Here is an 18,635-nt window from a genome sequence, read left to right on the forward strand (position 1 = left end):
AAGGCCGGGCGCTGGCCGCGCCCGTGGCCCGCCTGCTCAAAAAAATGCAGGCGGCAGGTACCACAGGTCTGGCCGAATACGCCCGGCCCTCCCTGCGCGATGGTTTTGACGGCTGCTTCGCGTTCTCCCCGGCGCACCGGCTTTTGGCCACCGTTGCCTGCGCGGCGCGTGAGCGCCGGCGCAAGCGTGACACCAGCATCGGGGTGTCAGGACCGCGCGACTTGACCGTGCGTGCATCGCCGTTCGTCCGCGCGAATGATCACGCTGCAACGACACACGCCCATCGCATTCCGCTGCCGACGTCCATGACGACCGCGATACGTCCCCTCCGACGCAACGGAACGGGCCGGACTCTAATGCTGATTTTGCGAAATCGGCAAGTGGATTATTTTTCAGCGGAGGGCTGGACAGGATTTTCACGCGCGATCTGATTTGCCCGTCGGGCAGCCATAGCGCCGTCGCACTCCGCGACGCCGACCGGCCGGGTGCCGCGCCGGTTTCGGAGCTTAACCCTCATGGTGAGGAGCGCCGAAGGCGCGTCTGCGGACGATGCTGCGCATCGCCGGGCGAGCCACGAGGTCCGAGCAGGGACCTCGCCCTTCGAGACGCCCGCCTTCGGCGGGCTCCTCAGGGTGAGGAGAGGAGGCTTGCCGCGGGACTAAGTAGTCAGTGGCCAACACGGCGATCGTGGGCTCTCGTGAGGTTGGAGATGATGACCCATGTTCAACTCCGGCTTCGAAGCTAACCCTCATGGTGAGGAGGCGCGAAGCGCCGTCTCGAACCATGAGGCCCACGATGAGACCGCATACTCACCGCCTTGATCGCGCCTGCGATGCGTCACAGCGAAGGCCGTCATTGATCCAGATCAAACGCCCTCAAAAACACACCCCAGATCCGGATCAAATCCTTGATGTTCCTCGATTTGATCCAGATCAAACGGCCGCACGCCTACCGCAGCATGGCCCAGACACGTCCATATTGGCCGTCAAAAAGCGCCACATCTCGCCGTCAGATTCTGCGGCACAGCATGCGCTGATGACGCGAACTAACAGGCACGGCGGACCAACACGTCCGGCCCGAAATCGTCACACCAGCGCGCCCGTACAGAGAAACCAGCGTCCTGGAAAGCAATGCGAAACAACAGCGCTCAACGTTCGGCTCAACACGATTATGCTTCCCACCAACGACAGACCCGGCCACTCGCCCACGTGGCCGTGAACGTGGCACCGGCCCGGTATCAGCCGGCCGCACAGCCCGGCAGCCGCAGCACCGGACGCGGCGAGCGGCGGTTCTGGCTGACGATGCAGACGGTGATGCTGGCCGTCGGCGTGCTGCTGGTGAACCTGCTGCTGTTCTTTCCTGCGCTCGGCATCGCGCTGATGTGGAATCTGCTGATTCCCGTCGCGCCCTCCTTGGTGACGATCTCGCCCGGCCTGTGGCGCAACATCTGTCCGATGGCGACATTCCATCTGCTGCCGAACAAGATGGGCATCTCGCAGAACATCAGGATGCCGGAATGGGGCGCGGCGACGCTGGCGGTGATCAGCGTGACGCTTCTCTTCGTCGTGGTACCGATGCGGCGCATCGGGCTCAATGTCGATGGCCCGCTGACGGCGGTCATGCTGCTGTCGGCCGCGGTCATGGCGTTCGCGATGGGCTCGGTGTTCGAGATGCGCTCGGGCTGGTGCACCTCGCTGTGCCCGATCCATCCGGTCGAGCGGCTCTACGGCACCAACCCGGCGCTGACCTTCAAGAATGCCCGCTGCAACATCTGCGAGGCCTGCAGCAATCCGTGCCCCGACTCCACGCCGGAGCTGACGCCGACCGCCGGCGTGCCCACAAAAGTCCAGCAGTTCCTCGGCAACTTCCTGATCGGCAGCTTCCCCGGCTTCGTCTGGGGCTGGTATCAAGTGCCGGATTATCCGCCGCAGCAGGTCGACCAGGCCGCGATCATCACCGCCTATGTGTGGCCGCTGGGCGCCGCGCTCGTCAGCTACGTCGTGTTCAGGGTCGGCGAGCGCATCCTGCGCTACAGGCCGGCCGCCCGCACCCGGATGCATCGCATCTTCGCGGCGGCCGCGATCAGCACCTACTATTGGTATCGCCTGCCCGGCCCGGCGTCATTACTGCCGGACTGGTTTCCGCTGGTCTCGCATCTCATCACGACGCCATTCTTCTTCTGGTTCCTGGTGCTGCGCTCGCCGAAGGTGAGCTGGCTGAAGCGGCCGGTGATGGCGTCGAACTACTGGTCGAGCCGATTCGAGAGCACGGCCAACAAGAATCTCATCCGCGTGTCGCCCGGCAAGGCGTGAAGCCCCGCGGTCTCGTCCCACCATCGTCACAGCGTATCCGATCGAGGAGTAAACCATGTCGAACTTCAGGACCGTCACCGTCAAGGGCCGCCAGTTCCGCGTCCGCGCGGGTGACGTGCTGCTCGATGGCGCGCTCGCCAACGGCGTCGAGATTCCGTTCGACTGCCGCGCCGGCACCTGCGGCACCTGCATGGTTCACGTCTCGAAGGGACAGACGGTGTGCGGCGAGACGCATACGCAGGGCATGATCTATGCGTGCCAGGCGCGCGTCGTCTCCGACCTCGACGTCGACGTGGAGGACGTGCCGGAGATCGATATCAGCAAGGCACGGCTGGTCGGCCTGCGCGAGGTCGCGCCAGATATCATGGAGCTGATGATCGCGCCCGAGAAGAGCATCAGCTATCTGCCGGGCCAGTACTTCAAGTTCACCTTCGCCGGCTATCCGGCGCGCGCCTACAGCCCGACCGCCTCGTTCGACGGCCGCATCGGCGGCCGCGTCATCCATCTCAACATCAAGAAGGTCCGTGGCGGCCGCGTCACGCAAGCGCTCGGCAGCGGCATCCGGCCCGGCCATCGGCTGCGCATCCAGGGGCCCTATGGTCACGCGTTCCTGCGTCCGGGCGGCGCCGGCCGTCTCGTCCTCGCCGGCAGCGGCACCGGCTTCGCGCCGATCTGGGCGATCGCGGCGATGGCGCTGCGCGAGAATCGCAGCCGGCCGATGGTGATCATCGCCGGCGCCAAGAAACTGCCGCAGCTCTACATGACGCCGATCCTGGCGCAGCTCGCGCGGCTGCCGAATGTCACGATCATTCCGACCGTGGAGGAAGGCCCGATCAACCATCCGTCGATCCGCACCGGCCGCATCGAGCCGCATATGCCGACGCTGACGTCCTCCGATGTCGTCTATGCCTGCGGCTCGCCGCGCATGGTGACCGCGCTCGCCGGCATGGTCGAGAAGGCCGGCGCGACGTTCTATGCCGACCCGTTCGATTCAGCGCCGCCGGAAGCGCCATCCGGCCTGATCGGGCGCATCAAGACGCTCGTGGCGCGACGTCCGCCCGAGCCTGAGCCGGGCCGTGACGGCGGCAGGGGGCGTGACGCGTCGCTCGATCCGTTCGAGCGGGCGTTGTCGCTGGTGCCGAAGGATCCGATCGACGACGATCTCGGCCTGCGCCGGTCGGAGCCACGGCGCAGCCCGGCCGCCGAACGCGACCACGCGCTCTCGCTGGTCCGCGAGCGCGCCGCGCGCGGCGATCCCGCCCAGCTGCAGGAGCGCCCGCGCCGCGTCGCCGGCGAAATGGCGTCGGGGCATGTGTGAGGCGAGTGAGGCGGCCGCTCCAATTCCCAACATCGCGCTCGCAAGCATGAAGGGGCGTAGAGCCGGCAGAGCCGTGCAGCCGTCCTTCGAGACGCCCGCCTCCGACGGGCTCCTCAGGACGAGGGCTGAGTGTGCGGCGCGATCCTCAAGAGCTTCAAACCCTCTCCATGAACGCGCTAGCAGCGTGTTCATGGTCCCGTATGCAGCGGTTGCTCCGCCACTTGCCCCTCATGGTGAGGAGCGCCGCATCGCGGCGCGTCTCAAACCACGAGGCCCCAAATGCCTCGATGCACACCGGTCGTCACTCCGGGGCGCTCGCGCAAGCGAGCGAGCCCGGAGTCCATAGCCACGAATAGACGTGGTGGAGCACGATCACTGAGAGCCGTCTGACTCACGACGGCTGCGGCGTATGGATTCCGGGCTCGCGCTGCGCGCGCCCCGGAATGACGGCGAGGATGGAGAGGCAGCCCGTCGTCAAATCAGCTTGCGCCGCGCCAGGCTCCGCATCAGGGCGCCGACGCCAAACGTCCACGGCTCGCATTCGTCGCTGTTGCGCATGCGGTTGACGAGACGGCCGAGTTGGGGCGCCGAGATGGTGACGATGTCGTCGCGCTTGTGCGTGAAGCCCTGCCCCGGCGCGTCGCGGTCCTTGACGGGTGCGAACATCGTGCCGAGGAACAGCGCAAACCCGTCGGGATATTGATGCACGGCGCCGATGGTCTGGGCGACGAGATCGGTCGGATCGCGGCTGATCTTCGAGATCGAGGAATGACCGTCGAGCACGAACCCGTCGCTGCCGGTCACGGTGAGCGCGACGTCCATCTTGCGGACGTCGTCCAGCGTAAAGCTCCTGTCGAACAGGCGCAGCAGCGGTCCGATCGCGCAGGAGGCGTTGTTGTCCTTGGCCTTGGACAGCAAGAGCGCCGAGCGGCCCTCGAAGTCGCGCAGGTTGACGTCATTGCCGAGCATCGCGCCGACGATCTGGCCGCGGCTCGACACCGCCAGCACCACCTCCGGCTCCGGGTTGTTCCAGGTCGATTTCGGATGCAGCCCGGCATCCATGCCGGTGCCGACCGACGACATGGTCGGCGCCTTGGTGAAGACCTCGGCGTCGGGGCCGATGCCGACCTCGAGATACTGGCTCCAGGCGTTCTGCTCGATCAGCACCTGCTTGAGGTGCATGGCCTGGTCGGAGCCGGGCTTCAGCTTGGAGAAATCGTCGCCGACGAGACGCACCACCTCTGTCCGGATCGCCTCGGCCGAGGCCGGATTGCCGCGCGCGCGCTCCTCGATGACGCGCTCCAGCATCGAGATCGCGAAGGTGACGCCGGCCGCTTTGAGCACCTGGAGATCAACCGGCGCCAGCAGCCACGGCTTGGCGGGATCACGGCGATCGGGGGGCGTGTTGGCGAGGATCGCGGCGAGATCGCCGATGCGCTGCCCGCCCATGCCGCGCAGTGCAGCCGCGGGATCGTCGTGCTCGCACAGCGCGCTGACGGTCGGGAAGGCCGAGGTGACATCGTAGACGCCGTCATCGCGCACCGCCACAACGGCCGGACCATCGACGTCGGGCCGCCAGACCCGGCCGACCAGCGTTCCCTGGGTGCCGTCGTCGGGCAGCATGGTCTCGGGCGTCAGATTGATCATGGCGTTCTCCCTGGTGTCTCGTTGAGGCAGCCGTAGCATTGCTGCGAGAACGATCCAAGATGGGAGCGCGCGATCACCAGCTGTAGCGCACCGCGCCCTTGCCCGCGTAGGAGCGGCTGATGGTCGAGAACTCGCCTTCGAAGGTCGCGGCCGCCGACCAGCCGTTGCGCCAGGCGATTTCGGCCGAGGCCGTGGTGAGCGCGAGGTCGCGCGACTGCGCGGCGCCGTTGACGATGAAACTCGTGCCTGGCAGCGCCTGGAAGCTGGCGGTCATGGTGCGATCCGGGTTGAAATTGTGCGCCCAGGCGGCGCGGCCACGCAGCGACAGCACGCCGTCGGCGAGCGCAAACGACCGGTCGACGCGCGCGCCAAGCTCGGCGCGCGCATCCGTCACGGTCTTGCCGGCATAGCTCAGCGCGAAGGTGCCCGCGCCGGAGAGCACCTGCTCGGCATAGGACGGCAACACGTAAGCCGTCGCCTGCCCGCCGAGATAGGGCGTGACCCCGCCCCATCGCGTGGCGTAGCGGCGGCCAGCCTCGAGGCGGGCGGAATAGGCCGATGCATTGAAGCGGGCGCGGAGCTGGTCGACGCCCGCGACGGCCACGGTGCGGTCGGTGGTCACGTCGTGCCAGCCATAGGCGAGCGCGGCGGAGAGATAGTCCGGGCCGTTGCGATAGCGGGCGAAGGCGCCGGCCTGGAACAGGTCGGAGCGGCCGCTGCCGCCGCCATTGACGCTGAAGCTGGTGCCGCCGCCCGACAGCGCGAAGCCGGCCAGCCAGTTCGGCGACACGATGTAGTCGGCGCCGGCGGCGAGCCGACCTCGCGGATGGTGGTGTCGTTCGAGCCGAGCGCGGCATTGCCATCGGTGAACGAACCACCCCCAAACGGCGCCGCCCAGGTGCTCCAGCGCTCGTCGAAGCGCCGGGCCAAAGCGGCCTTGACCGGCATGCGCGCGAAGGCATCGCGCGGTGCGGCGCCCTGCCCTGCGTCGGCGAACGCCGCCGCCGGAGCCGATGGGTTCGCGATGCGCCCGGCGACGAAGGGATCGGTCATCAGGCCAAGGAAGATCTTCATCGAGTCGAACATCGCCTGCTGCGAGGCGGTGGCGATCTCGCCGGACGCCTGCGTCAGGCCGGCCGGGGTCAGCGCGCCGAAGGCGAGCGGGATGCCGCCGGTGCGGTTGAAATAGCCGGTCGTGGTGTCCGTGACGTTCTGCTGGTTGGTATTGGTCCCGGACGTGCCGAGCGTCAGGTTCAGATAGACGGTGTTGGCGTCGTAGCTCAGGCTCGAGGAGAAGTTGGCCGGCAGGTTGGTGTTGACCAGCGTGTTGAAGGTGCCGCTGATGCCGCCGGCGGCGTTGACGATCGTGTACTGCTTGTTGACATAGCTGCCGGGGGCGAACGCCGCCTGCACCGTGGCGCCACCCAGCGTCGCGGTGCCCGTCACGTTGACCCGGTCGGCATTGACCGGCGACACCTCGACCATGTAGCTCGCGGCAGCCGTGAACACGAGATTGCCCTGCACCGTCAGCAGCCCGATCGAATTGCCGGGCGCCAGCGCGCCGCCATTGACCAGCGTGCTACCGACGATGCCGTTGCCGCCGAGCGTGCCGCCGGCATTCACGGTCACGCTGCTGCCGGCGATCGAACCGTTGACGGCGAGGATGCCGCCATCGACCGTGGTCGGACCAGTGTAGGTGTTGATGCCGGACAGCATCAGCTTGCCGCTGCCGACCTTGGTCAGCGCGCCCGGTCCGACCGTGCCGCACTCGCACGGGTCGTAGTCGCTGATCACGCCGGAGACCTCGGTCGAGAGATTGTTGCCGCCAACCACCAGCGTGTTGAAGGCGCCGATGTAATAGCTGCCGGATCCCGCCAGGGAGCCGGCGGTGATGCGGCCGTCGCCATTGGCCCCCGTGCTGCCGGAGAAGTCGACCACGCCGGTGCCGTTGGTCACGAACTGCGCGGCGCCGCCGGTCGTATTGTCGAGGAAACGGGTGCGACCGCCCGCATTGGTGATGATGGTGGCGGAGCCTGCGGTCGCATGGTCGAAGAACAGGGTTGAAGCGCCGTCGTTGGTGGTGATGGTCGCATTCGCCGCGGTGGAATGGGCGTTGAACTGGATATGCCCGTCCATGTTGTTGGTGATCTCTGCGTTGCCCGCGGACGGCGTGTCGCTGCCGAAGCCCATCCCGAACATCAGGTAGGAATTGCCGCCATTGGTGATGACCGCGTTGGCGGCCGTCGCGGCATTGACGAACGCGACCAGGCTGAACGTATCATTCGTGATCGTCGCATTGCCGGCGCTGGTGTTGGCGTTGAACAGCGTGCGGCCCTGATGGTTGGTGATCACGGCGTTCCCCGCCGTCGCCGTATCGGTGCCTCCGGCGACGCCGAACGCCGTCGTGGCGATCGACTGGTTCACGATCGTCATCGTGCCGGCGGAGCTCGCGCCGAGGAAGTTGGTGGTGCCGCCATCATTGGTGAGCGAGACGATGCCGGACGTATCGGCCCTGACGACGTTGAAGATGCCGAAATTCGACACGTCGCCGATGATGCGGGCGGTGTGGGTGGCGTCGCCGAGCTGCAAGGTCGCGCCGTTGCCGATGAAGGTGCCGCCCGAATAGGAGTTGTTGCCGAGCAGGATGGTGGTGCTGTTGCCGAGCAGCTCGGCGCGCACGCCGGCAACGGTCTCGCCGAGATTGTTGTTGATCGTGATCGTCTGGCCGGAATTGGCGTCGTTGATGAAGCCCCAGCCGGAGCCGGCGACGCCGAAATTCACGTCGGCGCCGCCGATCGCATAAGACTGGGCGTTGCTGAGGACAATCCAGGAATCCGGATTGAGCGGCGCGGTGACCGTGATGGTCGATGGGCCGGTGGCGCCGAACAGCGCCCGCTGGCCGCTCGATGCGGGCGGCGCGCCGGCCGGCGGGGTCTCCCAGTTGGTCGCGAGGTTGTAGTCGGAGGTCGCAGTCGAAGAGCCGGTGCCGCCCCAGGTGTAGTCGGTCTGGGCCTGCGCCGACGTCGTCGGCCCGAGCCCGAAGAGCCCGAGCATGAGCCCCAGCGCGCCCCACACGCCTCGCGCCGTCGGACGCCCCGCCGTTTCGACCCGCCTCTGCACGCAATCCCCCGATCTTGCTCTGCACCCCCTGATGCAATCCAAGACCTAGCAGGCGCGCGGCGCCCGCCGAGATCGACGGCGCCCCTGTTTCTTGTTTGAAATCAGCGCGTTACGCGTTTGATCGCGGTTGTAGCGGGCGCGCAACGCATCCACCCAAAAAGTCGCCCCCCGCAATGGCCTGGGGGACGTGCGACCGATGGCTCACGGATTCGGCGAGCTCTCGCCGGCGACCTGCAGCAGTTGCGAGCGACGGACGCGCTCGCGATGGGCAGTGTAGAGGCCGCTGGAAACGATGAAGGCGGCGCCGACGATGGTCCAGACGTCCGGCACCTCGCCGAACACCAGGAAGCCGAGGATGCTGACCCACAGCAACTGGGTGTAGGAGAACGGCGCCAGCACCGAGGCGTCGGCATAGCGGAATGCCAGCACGACGATCCACTGCCCCATGGTCGAAGCGACGCCGACCAGCACGCCGAAGGCGATGTCCTGCCAGGACGGCGTGGTCCAGACGAACGGCACGATCGCGGTGAGCACGCAGACGCCGGCGATCGACGAATAGGTCATGATCGTGATCGCGTGCTCGCGCCCGCTCATCATCCGCGTCATGATCAGGGTGCAGGCCCAGGCGAAGGCCGAGACGATCGGAAACAGCGCAGCAAGATGGAACGCGCCGGTGCCGGGGCGAAGAATCACCAGCACGCCAAACAGGCCAACCGCGGTGGCGACCCAGCGGCGCAGGCCGACCTTCTCGCTGAGGAAGATGATCGACAGCGCGGTGACGAACAGCGGCGCGACGAAGCCGGTGGCGGAGGCCTCGGCGATCGGCAGGTAGCGCAGGCCGGTGATGAACATCAGCGACGAGCCGAGCAGCGCGACGCCGCGCAGCAACTGAAACTTGAGCTGCGCGGTGCGCATAGCGAACAGCGGCGAGCCCGGGATCATCGCCGGCACCATGATGAGTGCGAATACGACGAAGCGGATCCAGGTGATCTCGATCGAGGGCAGCGTCTTCGACAGATATTTCGCCGTCACGTCCGAGGTGCCGAGGAACACGGTCGACAGCAGGATCAGCGCAATGCCGCGGAACGGCCGGTCGGCGCGGGCGGGCGCGCGCTTGCGCCGGGCCTGCGGCTTGTCCTGCACGGACGTCGGCACGTCGTCGAGGCGCGCGGCGGCGGCCGCACTCGGGGGCGGGGTCACGGTCGAACTCGAAGGTTGGCAGAAGCGACGATTCGGTGAGTGGCGACAAAACGCCAATCACGGCCGCGGGACAACCCATGGAAAGCGGGCAGCCGATATGCGCTGGCTACGCGCCGAGGTAGCAAACATCCGTAATTTTCCGTGATGCTGCGCTACAGCATGGGCAGCCCACGCGGCTTCGGCCCGCGCGGAAAGGCGCGATCGATCGCGGCGATCTCGGCCGCGGTGAGCTCGATGTCGCCGGCCGCCGCATTCTGCTCGGCATGTTCGGGCCGCGACGCCTTGGGGATCGCGAACAGCGACGACGCCCGCGTCAGGAAGGCGAGCGCGACCTGGCGCGGCGTCGCGCCGTGCTGCTCCGCGATCCGCTGCAGCACCTCGCCGCCGGCGCTGCGGCGTTCCGGAAAGTCGTCATGGCCGAACGGCGAATAGGCGACCACCGCGACGCCGTGCTGGCCGCACCATGGGATGACGGCGTGCTCGATGGCGCGCTCCTGCAGGTGATAGAGCACCTGGTTGCAGGCGATCCTGCCCTCGCCTGCGACCTCCAGCAGCTCATCGAGATCGTCGACGTCGAAATTGCTGACGCCCCAGGCCGCGATCTTGCCGGCCGCCTTGAGCTCCTCGAACGCTGCCACCGTCTCCGCGAGCGGATAGGAGCCGGGCCAGTGCAACAGATAGCAGTCGAGCCGGTCGGTCTTGAGCCGCTTCAGCGAGCGCTCGCAGGCGGTGATGGTGCCACGGCGGGAGGCGTTGCTCGGCAGCACCTTCGACACCAGGAACACGTCGTCGCGCCGGCCGGCGATGGCTTCGGCAATGACGAGCTCGGCATCGCCATACATCTCCGCGGTGTCGATGTGGCTCATGCCGAGATCCAGGCCGCGCCGCAACGTGGCGATGGCGCGGCTGCGGTCGGCGTGGTCGAGATACCAGGTGCCCTGCCCGATCACGGACACACCGGCGCCGCCGGTTCCGAATGTCTTGTGCTTCATGGCGGCGAGCATAGAGGATGGAGCGCGCGACGTCGATTGGCGCTCCCCAGGAACGTCATTCCGGGGCGACGCGTCAGCGTCGAACCCGGAATCTCGAACCTGGTTTGCACCGGCTCGTTTCCGCCATGTCGAGATTCCGGGTTCGAGGCCTTGCGGCCTCGCCCCGGAATGACGGCGGGCTTGGCTAGCTCGCCACCTTCACCGACGCCTCGGCCTGCGCCGGCGTCTGCGCGATCAGCCGCTTCATCTCCGGAATGCACGAGCCGCAATTCGTTCCCGCCTTGAGCTGCGCGCCGATCGCGGCGGGCGTGCGCGCGCCGGCGGCGATCGCATCGCAGATGGTGTCGCGGCCGACGCCGAAGCAGGCGCAGACGATCGGGCCGCCGCCGACGCCGTCGGGCGCGCGGCCGGACAGCAGCATGCGGCGCTGGTCGTCGTCGAGACGATCGGCTGAAAACATCGTCTTCACGACGTTCCAGTCGCCGGCATCATGGCCCGGTCCGACGAAGACGCAGGTCTCGATGCGGTCGCCGCCGAAGGACGCGGCGCGATAGACGCCGCCGCCGACATCCATGTAGTCCGTGACATCGTCGGTGGCGCGCGCCTTGAACCACGCCGGCCAGCGCATGAGGTCGCCGTTGTCGGCGAACAGATAGCCGAAGCCGCCCTGCACCGTCGCCCGCGCCCACCACAGATGGGACGGCAGCGCGAGCTCGGTGCGCGACAGGATGAAGCCGCGGAAGACGTACTCATAGGGACTGATCGCGGCCGGCGTCGCCTTGGCCTCGGGCTGGCCGGAGAACGGATCGGTGTGCGAGGCGACGAGCGCGCCGACGCGGCCATGCGAGGAGTTCGTCGCGTTCCAATGGATCGGCGCGAACAGCATGCCGCGCTGCTGGCGCTCGCTGACGACGACCTTGAGGATGCACCGGCCGTGCTCGGTCGTCACCTTGGCGAAGCCGTCATGCATCAGGCCGTAGCGCAGCGCGTCGTCCGGATGCACCTCGACGAACGGCTCCGGCAGATGCGCCGATAGCCGCGGGCTCAAGCCGGTGCGCGTCATGGTGTGCCATTGGTCGCGGATGCGCCCGGTGTTCAGACGCAGCGGCCGCGCGGCATTGGTCTCGCTGCGCAGCGCCGGCACCTCCGGCGCGACGAAGCGGGCCTTGCGGTCGCCGGTGAAGAAGGCGCCGTCGGCGAAGAAGCGCGGCGCGGGCGGCTTGCCGGCGCGGACCGGCCATTGCACCGGCGCCATCGTGTCGTATTCGTCGTCGCTGAGGCTCGCCAGCGCGCCGATGTCGAAGTCGCGGCTGCCGTCGTTCTCAAACGCCGACAGCGCCGCATGCTCGCGGAAGATGTCCGCGGCGGAGCTGTAGTTGAAGGCGGAGGCGAAGCCGAGCCGCTTGCCGACCTCGCTCAACATCCACCAGTCCGGCATGGCTTCGCCGGCTGGCGCCAGGAAGGCGCGCTGGCGCGAGATGCGCCGCTCGGAGTTGGTGACGGTGCCCGACTTCTCGCCCCAGGCCTGCGCCGGCAGCAGCACGTGCACGCCGGCATCCACGGTGTCGTTGGCGCGGACGTTCTCGGAGACGACCAGCAGCTCGAGCTTCTTCAAGGCTGCGCGGACCAGATCGGCGTCCGGCAGCGACACCGCGGGATTGGTGCCGATCACCCACAGCGCCTTGATCTCGCCGCGCGCGATCGCCTCGAACATCGCGACCGCCTTCAGCCCTTCGTGGGTGGCGATATCGGGCGCCTTCCAGAAGCGTCTGATACGGTCGATGTCCGGCGGCGTGAAGCCCATATGCGCGGCGAGCTGGTTGGCGAGCCCGCCGACCTCGCGGCCGCCCATCGCGTTGGGCTGGCCGGTCAGCGAAAACGGCCCCATACCCGGCTTGCCGATGCGCGCGGTGGCAAGATGGCAGTTGAGGATCGCATTGACCTTGTCGGTGCCCTGAGCCGACTGGTTGACACCCTGCGAGTACAAGGTGACGACCTCTGGCGTGTCGCGGAACAGCTTGAAGAAGGCGGCGACATCGGGCTCGGACAGACCGGTGGCGAGCGCGGTCGCCGCGGTGCTGCCGGCAAGGCTGCGCGCGCGCGCCAGGGTCTCGTCGAAGCCAGACGTATGGCGCGCGATGTAGTCGCTGTCGAGCGCGCCGTTGTCGGCGAGATGCACCAGCAGGCCGGAGAACAGCGCCGCATCCGTGCCGGGCCTCAATCCCAGGAACAGGTCGGCTTCTTCAGCCGTGTCGGTACGGCGCGGATCGATGACCACGAACCTGGCGCCGCGCGTCTGCTTGTTGGCCAGCATGCGCTGGTAGAGCACCGGGTGGCACCAGGCGGCGTTGCTGCCCATGAAGACCAGCAGATCGGCCCGATCGAGATCCTCATATGTGCCGGGGACGGTGTCGGCGCCGAAGGCGCGGCGGTGGCCGGCGACCGACGACGCCATGCACAGCCGCGAATTGGTGTCGACATTGGCCGAGCCGAGAAAACCCTTCATCAGCTTGTTGGCGACGTAGTAGTCCTCGGTCAGCATCTGGCCCGAGAGATAGAACGCCACGGCGTCCTCGCCGTCGCGGGCGACGATGTGCTTGAGGCGGGTCGCGACGTGATCGAGCGCATCGCTCCACGCCACCCGCTCCATGCCGCCCTTGCAGCGGATCATCGGATAGAGCAGCCGGCTCTCGAGCCCGAGCGTCTCGCCGAGCGCCGAGCCTTTGGAGCAGAGCCGGCCGAGATTGGCCGGATGCGACGGATCGCCGGAGATCGCCGCGCCGCCGCTGCCGTCGGGCGTGGCGAGCACGCCGCAGCCGACGCCGCAATACGGACAGGCGGTGCGCACCGTGCGCAACTTGGGATCAACAGTCGTCATCGTGCGAGGTCCCCTCTCTCACGCTGCCCGTGGCCGCGCCGCGGCGCGGCCGAACATCATCTCGGTCCGGATCGCCGCGACCGGCTCGCGGCTGCGGATCAGGTCGCGATACCACAGAGCATCCCTGGTCTCCCCGATCAGCACGGCGCCGGTGAGGCGCCCGTCGGCGATGACGAGCTTCTTGTAGATGCCGCGCCTGGCATCGTTGAGCACGATCGTCTCGCTGCCCTCGGCACCAACGAAATCTCCGGCCGAGAACACCGACACCCCCGACACTTTCAGATTGGTCGAGACGACGCTGCCGCCATAGGCCGCCTTGCGTCCGGCCAGATGCTGCGCCAGCACCCGCGCCTGCTCGTAGGCCGGTTCGACCAGCCCGTAACAGGTGCCGCGGTGCTCGGCGCATTCGCCGAGCGCGAAGATGCCGGGCGCCGAGGTCTGCATCGCATCGTCGACGACGATGCCGCGGTTGACGGCGAGCCCCGCTTCCTTTGCCAAGGTCACATTCGGCCGGATGCCGGCGGCGAAGATCACCGCGTCCGCGGCGAGGCGGCGCCCGTCGGCCAGCTCGACGCCTTCGACCCGGCCGTTGCCGTGGATGGAAGCGGTGCTGGCATTGAGCAGAACCTCGATGCCCTTGCGCGCCACCAGCGACTTGAGCAGCGCGGCCGCCGGCGCATCGAGCTGCCGCTCCATCAGCCGGTCCATCAGATGCAGCAGCGTCACCTTGGCGCCGGCGCGCGCCAGGCCGTAGGCCGCTTCCAGCCCGAGCAGCCCGCCGCCGACGACCACCACGCGGCCCTTCTTGGCCGCCAGCGCCAGAAGCACGTCGGTGTCGCGGCTGTCGCGGAACGTGTGCACGCCCGGCAGATCGGCGCCCGGCACCGGCAGCCGCAGCGGCAGCGAGCCGGTAGCGAGGACCAGGCGCGAGAACGCCACGTTCTCATCGTTCTCGATCTGCAGCTCGCGGCGGCCGACATCGATGCCGGTCACGCGCGCACCGTATTTCAACGTCACGCCGCGCTCGCGCCACCAGGATGCCGGCTTGAGCTCGATCTCGTGGGACGCGGCCTCGCCGGCCAGCACCGACGACAGCAGCACGCGGTTGTAGGCCAGCCGCGGCTCCTCGCCGATGACGGCGATCGCGTAGCGGCCGAGCACGGTCTGCGACAATTCCTCCGCCAGCTTTGCAGCGGCCATGCCGTTGCCGACGATGACGAGCGGTTCACTCAAAGCGCCTACTCCGCCGCCTGCGCCTTGCCATAGGCTTCCGCGATCATGTAGCCGGACAGCGTGCCATAGGCCGCGGTCCAGGCGGCGGCGACCTCGGGCGTCCAGCCGTCGCCGAGTCCCTTCTCCAGCGTCCACAGCAGCGCGGCGCCGACCACCGGATAGTGCTCCGGCCTGGCGCCGTAATCGACGTGGCGCTTGGCGAGCGCGCTTGCCGCCGGCAGGATCGCAGGCAGGTTGGTCAATCCATTCACCACGACCGCCAAGGTCGCCATCAGCTTCTTGCGCTGCTCGGTGAGGTCGTCCGGAAACATCGCACGCACCTGCGGCGCGACCTCGAACAGGCGATCGTAGAAGATGGTCGCGGCCTGATCGGAGATCGGCGCGACCTTGGCAAAACTGTCCTGAACCAATGCGATCTGAGACGGCGTCATGGGAAATCCTTCGATGATGGAAACGAGAACCCGTTAGTCGCCCGACGCGGAGAGCGGTTCGATCCGCTCTCCGCTTTCCAATCGTTACGCCGCCTCGACGTAGCGATGGCGCTCGTAGAGGAATTCCAGCACGCGCTGCCGGCACTTCACGTAAGTCGGGTTGGTCGCGAGCTCGAGCCGCTTGCGCGGCCGCGGCAGCGCGACCTCGAGCACCTCGCCGATATGCGCGCTCGGGCCGTTGGTCATCATCACGATGCGGTCCGACAGCAGCACGGCCTCGTCGACGTCGTGCGTGATCATCAGGATGGTGTTGCCGAGCTTCTGATGCAGCGCCATCACCGAATCCTGCAGGTGCGCGCGGGTCAGCGCGTCGAGCGCGCCGAACGGCTCGTCGAGCAGCAGCACCTTCGGCTCCATCGCCAGCGCACGCGCAATGCCGACGCGCTGCTTCATGCCGCCGGAGATCTCGTTCGGGCGCTTGTCCTTGGCGTGGGCCATCTGCACGAGGTTGAGGTTGTGCATGGTCCAGGCGTCGCGCTCGGCCCGGGTCTTGGTCTTGGCGAACACCTTGTCGACGCCGAGACGCACGTTTTCATAGACCGTGAGCCAGGGCAGCAGGCTGTGGTTCTGGAACACGACGGCGCGGTCGGGTCCCGGCGAATTCACCTCGCGCTCCTCCAGCAGCACGCCGCCGGTGGTCGCCGTGGTGAGGCCTGCGACGATATTGAGCATCGTCGACTTGCCGCAGCCGGAATGGCCGATGATCGAGACGTACTCGCCCTTCTCGATCGAGAGGTTGATGTCCTTGAGCACCTCGGTGGTGGCCGCGCCGCGGGTGAAGGTCTTGTCGACGTGGTCGAGCTTCAGATAGGCCATGATCCGATCCTTCTCAGTTCGTCGCGGTGCCGCGGGTGACGACCTTGCCCAAGACCGCGATCAGGCGGTCGAGCACGAAGCCGATGATGCCGACATAGAACAGGGCGAGAATGATCTCGCTGATATGCGAGGAGTTCCACGCGTCCCAGATGAAGAAGCCGATGCCGACGCCGCCGATCAGCATCTCGGCCGCGACGATGGCCAGCCAGGACAGGCCGATGCCGATGCGCAGGCCGGTGAAGATGTAGGGCGCCGCCGCCGGGATCATGATCTTGGCGAAGAACTCCAGCGGATTGAGCTGCACCACCGCGGCGACGTTGCGGTAGTCCTGCGGAATGTTGCGGATGCCGACCGCGGTGTTGATGATGATCGGCCAGACCGAGGTGATGAAGATCACGAAGATCGCCGACGGCTGGCCGTCGCGGAACGCGGCCAGCGACAGCGGCAGCCAGGCGAGCGGCGGGATCGTGCGCAGCACCTGGAAGATCGGATCGAGGCCGCGCATGGCCCACACCGACTGGCCGATCAAGGTGCCGACACCGACGCCGACGACGGCAGCGATCGCGTAGCCGAAGGCGACGCGGCGCAGGCTGGCCTCGAGATGCCAGAACAGTCCCTTGTCGGCACCGCCATGATCGAAGAACGGATCGAGGATCAGTTCTCGGGTATCGCTGAACACCCGCGAGGGCGGCGGCAGCGCCGAGCCGGCCCGACGGCAGACCAGCTCCCAAATCAGCAGGAACAGGGCCAGCACGATCAACGGCGGCACCACACGCACCGCGGCCTCGCGGGCCATCTTTCCATAGCGTTCGGCTTTCGGCGCCTGCTTGGGCGTCATGGTCACGATGGACGCCGAGGTGGACGCCGCCGCGGTCGGCACGACCTGGGGAGCGCTATCGTTGGTCAACGCTGGCATGGACATCGGAAATCTTTCTCCGTGCAATGAGAGAGGCCGCGCGCCTCGCGCGCGCGGCGAGAGGTCCTAATCAGGCGTCGACGCGCTTGATCGACAGCGACTTCAGGTAGGCGGCGGGATCTTCCGGATCGAACACCTTGCCGTCGAAGAAGGTCTCCTTGCCGCGCGACTTGGAGGTCGGAATCTCGGCGGCGGCGACGTTCATCTCCTTGGCGGCCTCGCGCCAGATGTCCTCGCGGTTGACCTTGGCGATCAGCGACTTGGCGTCGAAGCCGGCCTCATACTTGCCCCACCGGATGTCCTCGGTGATGAACCAGAGGTCGTGGCTCTGGAACGGATAGGAGGCGAAATCACGCCAGTACTTCATGACGTGCGGCGAGTTCTCGACCACCTTGCCGGTGCCGTAGTCGAACTTGCCGGCGGTGCGCCCGGCGACGTCCTCGACCGGACAGTTCATCCACTGCCGCTTCGCCATGATGGTCGCCAGCTCCTGCTTGTTCTCCATCTTGTCGCACCACTGCTGGGCTTCCATGACCGCCATGGTCAGCGCCTTCGCGGCCTTCGGATACTTGTCGACATAGGCCGAGCGCATCGCGAAGGATTTCTCGGGATGCTTATTCCAGATCTCGCCCGTGGTGACCGCGGTGTAGCCGATGCCCTGGTTGACGAGTTGCGCATTCCACGGCTCGCCGACGCAGAAGCAGTCCATGGTGCCGACCTTCATGTTGGCTACCATCTGCGGCGGCGGCACCACGATGGTCTCGATATCCTTGTCAGGATCGATGCCGCCGGCGGCGAGCCAGTAGCGGATCCAGAGATCGTGGGTGCCGCCCGGGAAGGTCATCGCGGCCTTCACGGACTTGCCGGCGGCCTTCTTCTTCTCCAGCGCGGCCTTGAACGGCGCGGTATCGAGGCCGAGCTTGAGGTCTGCATATTCCTTGCCGACCGAAATGCACTGCGCATCGAGATTGAGCCGCGCCAGGATGTACATCGGCGTCGGCTGGTTGTTCTGCGTCACCTTGCCCGAGGAGATCAGGTACGGCATCGGCGTCAGGATGTGCGCGCCATCGATGCCGTTGCCCTCGGAGCCGAGCACGAGGTTGTCGCGCGTGGTGCCCCACGAGGCCTGCTTCTGCACGTCGACATCCGGCATGCCGTATTTGGCGAAGATGCCCTTGTCCTTGGCGACAAACAGCGGACCGGCATCGCTCAGCGCGATGAAGCCGAGCTTGGCGCCGGCGACTTCCGGCCCCGCCCCCTGGGCGAACGCTCCGCCCGGCAAGTTCAACTTCGCGGCTGCTAGCAGCGCGGCCGTGCCGGCGCCCGCCTTGAGAAGCTGACGACGGCTGAAGCCGTTACGGCGAGCAGGATTGGCAGTCTTCGTCATGAGTGCTGTCGTCCTTTGTCTGAAGAGCGCTCGATGGGTGAAATGGCCGTCCGTTGCGGGTCGCTGCGCCACGCACGAAAGCGCGTGTTCCGAGGTGGCCTCGGAAGGGGCAGCGTCACGATTCGGATGAGGATTGCGCGGACGGCATCGATGGCGTCGCAAATGCTCTTTCAAGCTTCGTGCCAACGCGCAAGTTTTGGATTTTGAAACTGATTCAACCGCTTAGCTTTGCACAGCGATCCATCAGAGCCGGGAGGCCGCATCCAAAATTTGCGATTCGCCCACTTTGTGTGCGCCGCACACAATGTGGGCATGCCGCGATTGT

Annotated in this window: 13 protein-coding genes and 1 pseudogene; 3 read left to right on the forward strand and 11 right to left on the reverse strand. The window is 67.1% G+C overall.

Annotated elements, in window-relative coordinates; all coding sequences use genetic code 11:
• The 3 genes from ACQR1D_RS30120 to ACQR1D_RS30130 all read left to right on the forward strand — a co-directional run.
• On the forward strand, nt 1–431 hold a 431-nt coding region (locus tag ACQR1D_RS30120), incomplete at its 5' end, for a hypothetical protein (protein WP_434848848.1).
• Nucleotides 432–1,208: 777 nt separating this feature from the next.
• Entirely contained in the window at nt 1,209–2,312 is a 1,104-nt protein-coding gene (locus ACQR1D_RS30125; protein ID WP_434894248.1) for a ferredoxin, read from the forward strand.
• 55 nt (nt 2,313–2,367) lie between these two features.
• A complete protein-coding gene (locus ACQR1D_RS30130) occupies nt 2,368–3,630 on the forward strand; it encodes a 2Fe-2S iron-sulfur cluster-binding protein (RefSeq protein WP_316183516.1) in 1,263 nt (420 codons plus the stop codon).
• A 474-nt stretch (nt 3,631–4,104) separates the two neighbouring features.
• Here ACQR1D_RS30130 and ACQR1D_RS30135 read toward each other — a convergent pair whose 3' ends face one another.
• The 11 genes and pseudogenes from ACQR1D_RS30135 to ACQR1D_RS30185 form a co-directional block, all read right to left on the reverse strand.
• Nucleotides 4,105–5,277 (reverse strand): fumarylacetoacetate hydrolase family protein, encoded by a 1,173-nt coding sequence (locus ACQR1D_RS30135; protein WP_434839701.1) that lies wholly within the window; start codon nt 5,275–5,277, stop codon nt 4,105–4,107.
• Between the two features lie 73 nt (nt 5,278–5,350).
• A complete protein-coding gene (locus tag ACQR1D_RS30140; protein WP_434894249.1) occupies nt 5,351–6,067 on the reverse strand; it encodes an autotransporter outer membrane beta-barrel domain-containing protein in 717 nt (238 codons plus the stop codon).
• Nucleotides 6,068–6,972: 905 nt separating this feature from the next.
• Nucleotides 6,973–8,331: pseudogene (locus tag ACQR1D_RS30145) on the reverse strand (hypothetical protein); the annotation flags it as partial.
• A gap of 267 nt (nt 8,332–8,598) precedes the next feature.
• A complete protein-coding gene (locus ACQR1D_RS30150; RefSeq protein ID WP_315802556.1) occupies nt 8,599–9,552 on the reverse strand; it encodes a DMT family transporter in 954 nt (317 codons plus the stop codon).
• A 197-nt stretch (nt 9,553–9,749) separates the two neighbouring features.
• Complete coding sequence (locus tag ACQR1D_RS30155; RefSeq protein ID WP_316239044.1) at nt 9,750–10,589, reverse strand: aldo/keto reductase; 840 nt, start codon at nt 10,587–10,589, stop codon at nt 9,750–9,752.
• Between the two features lie 184 nt (nt 10,590–10,773).
• Complete coding sequence (locus tag ACQR1D_RS30160; RefSeq protein ID WP_434839703.1) at nt 10,774–13,467, reverse strand: nitrate reductase; 2,694 nt, start codon at nt 13,465–13,467, stop codon at nt 10,774–10,776.
• 18 nt (nt 13,468–13,485) lie between these two features.
• On the reverse strand, nt 13,486–14,700 hold the full coding sequence (locus tag ACQR1D_RS30165; RefSeq protein WP_434839704.1) for an NAD(P)/FAD-dependent oxidoreductase: 1,215 nt from the start codon (nt 14,698–14,700) through the stop codon (nt 13,486–13,488).
• Nucleotides 14,701–14,705: 5 nt separating this feature from the next.
• Nucleotides 14,706–15,131, reverse strand: a complete 426-nt coding sequence (locus ACQR1D_RS30170) for a globin family protein (protein ID WP_316239042.1) — start codon at nt 15,129–15,131, stop codon at nt 14,706–14,708.
• 84 nt (nt 15,132–15,215) lie between these two features.
• Nucleotides 15,216–16,010 (reverse strand): ABC transporter ATP-binding protein, encoded by a 795-nt coding sequence (locus tag ACQR1D_RS30175; RefSeq protein WP_434839812.1) that lies wholly within the window; start codon nt 16,008–16,010, stop codon nt 15,216–15,218.
• Between the two features lie 10 nt (nt 16,011–16,020).
• Entirely contained in the window at nt 16,021–16,929 is a 909-nt protein-coding gene (gene ntrB / locus ACQR1D_RS30180; protein WP_434839705.1) for a nitrate ABC transporter permease, read from the reverse strand.
• 64 nt (nt 16,930–16,993) lie between these two features.
• The gene (locus tag ACQR1D_RS30185; protein WP_434839706.1) at nt 16,994–18,310 is read right to left on the reverse strand and encodes a CmpA/NrtA family ABC transporter substrate-binding protein; all 1,317 of its coding nucleotides are present in this window, start codon (nt 18,308–18,310) and stop codon (nt 16,994–16,996) included.
• Between the last annotated feature and the right edge of the window lie 325 nt (nt 18,311–18,635).

The organism is Bradyrhizobium sp. HKCCYLRH2047 (genome assembly GCF_051168175.1).
In the GTDB taxonomy this organism is placed as follows: Bacteria; Pseudomonadota; Alphaproteobacteria; order Rhizobiales; family Xanthobacteraceae; genus Bradyrhizobium.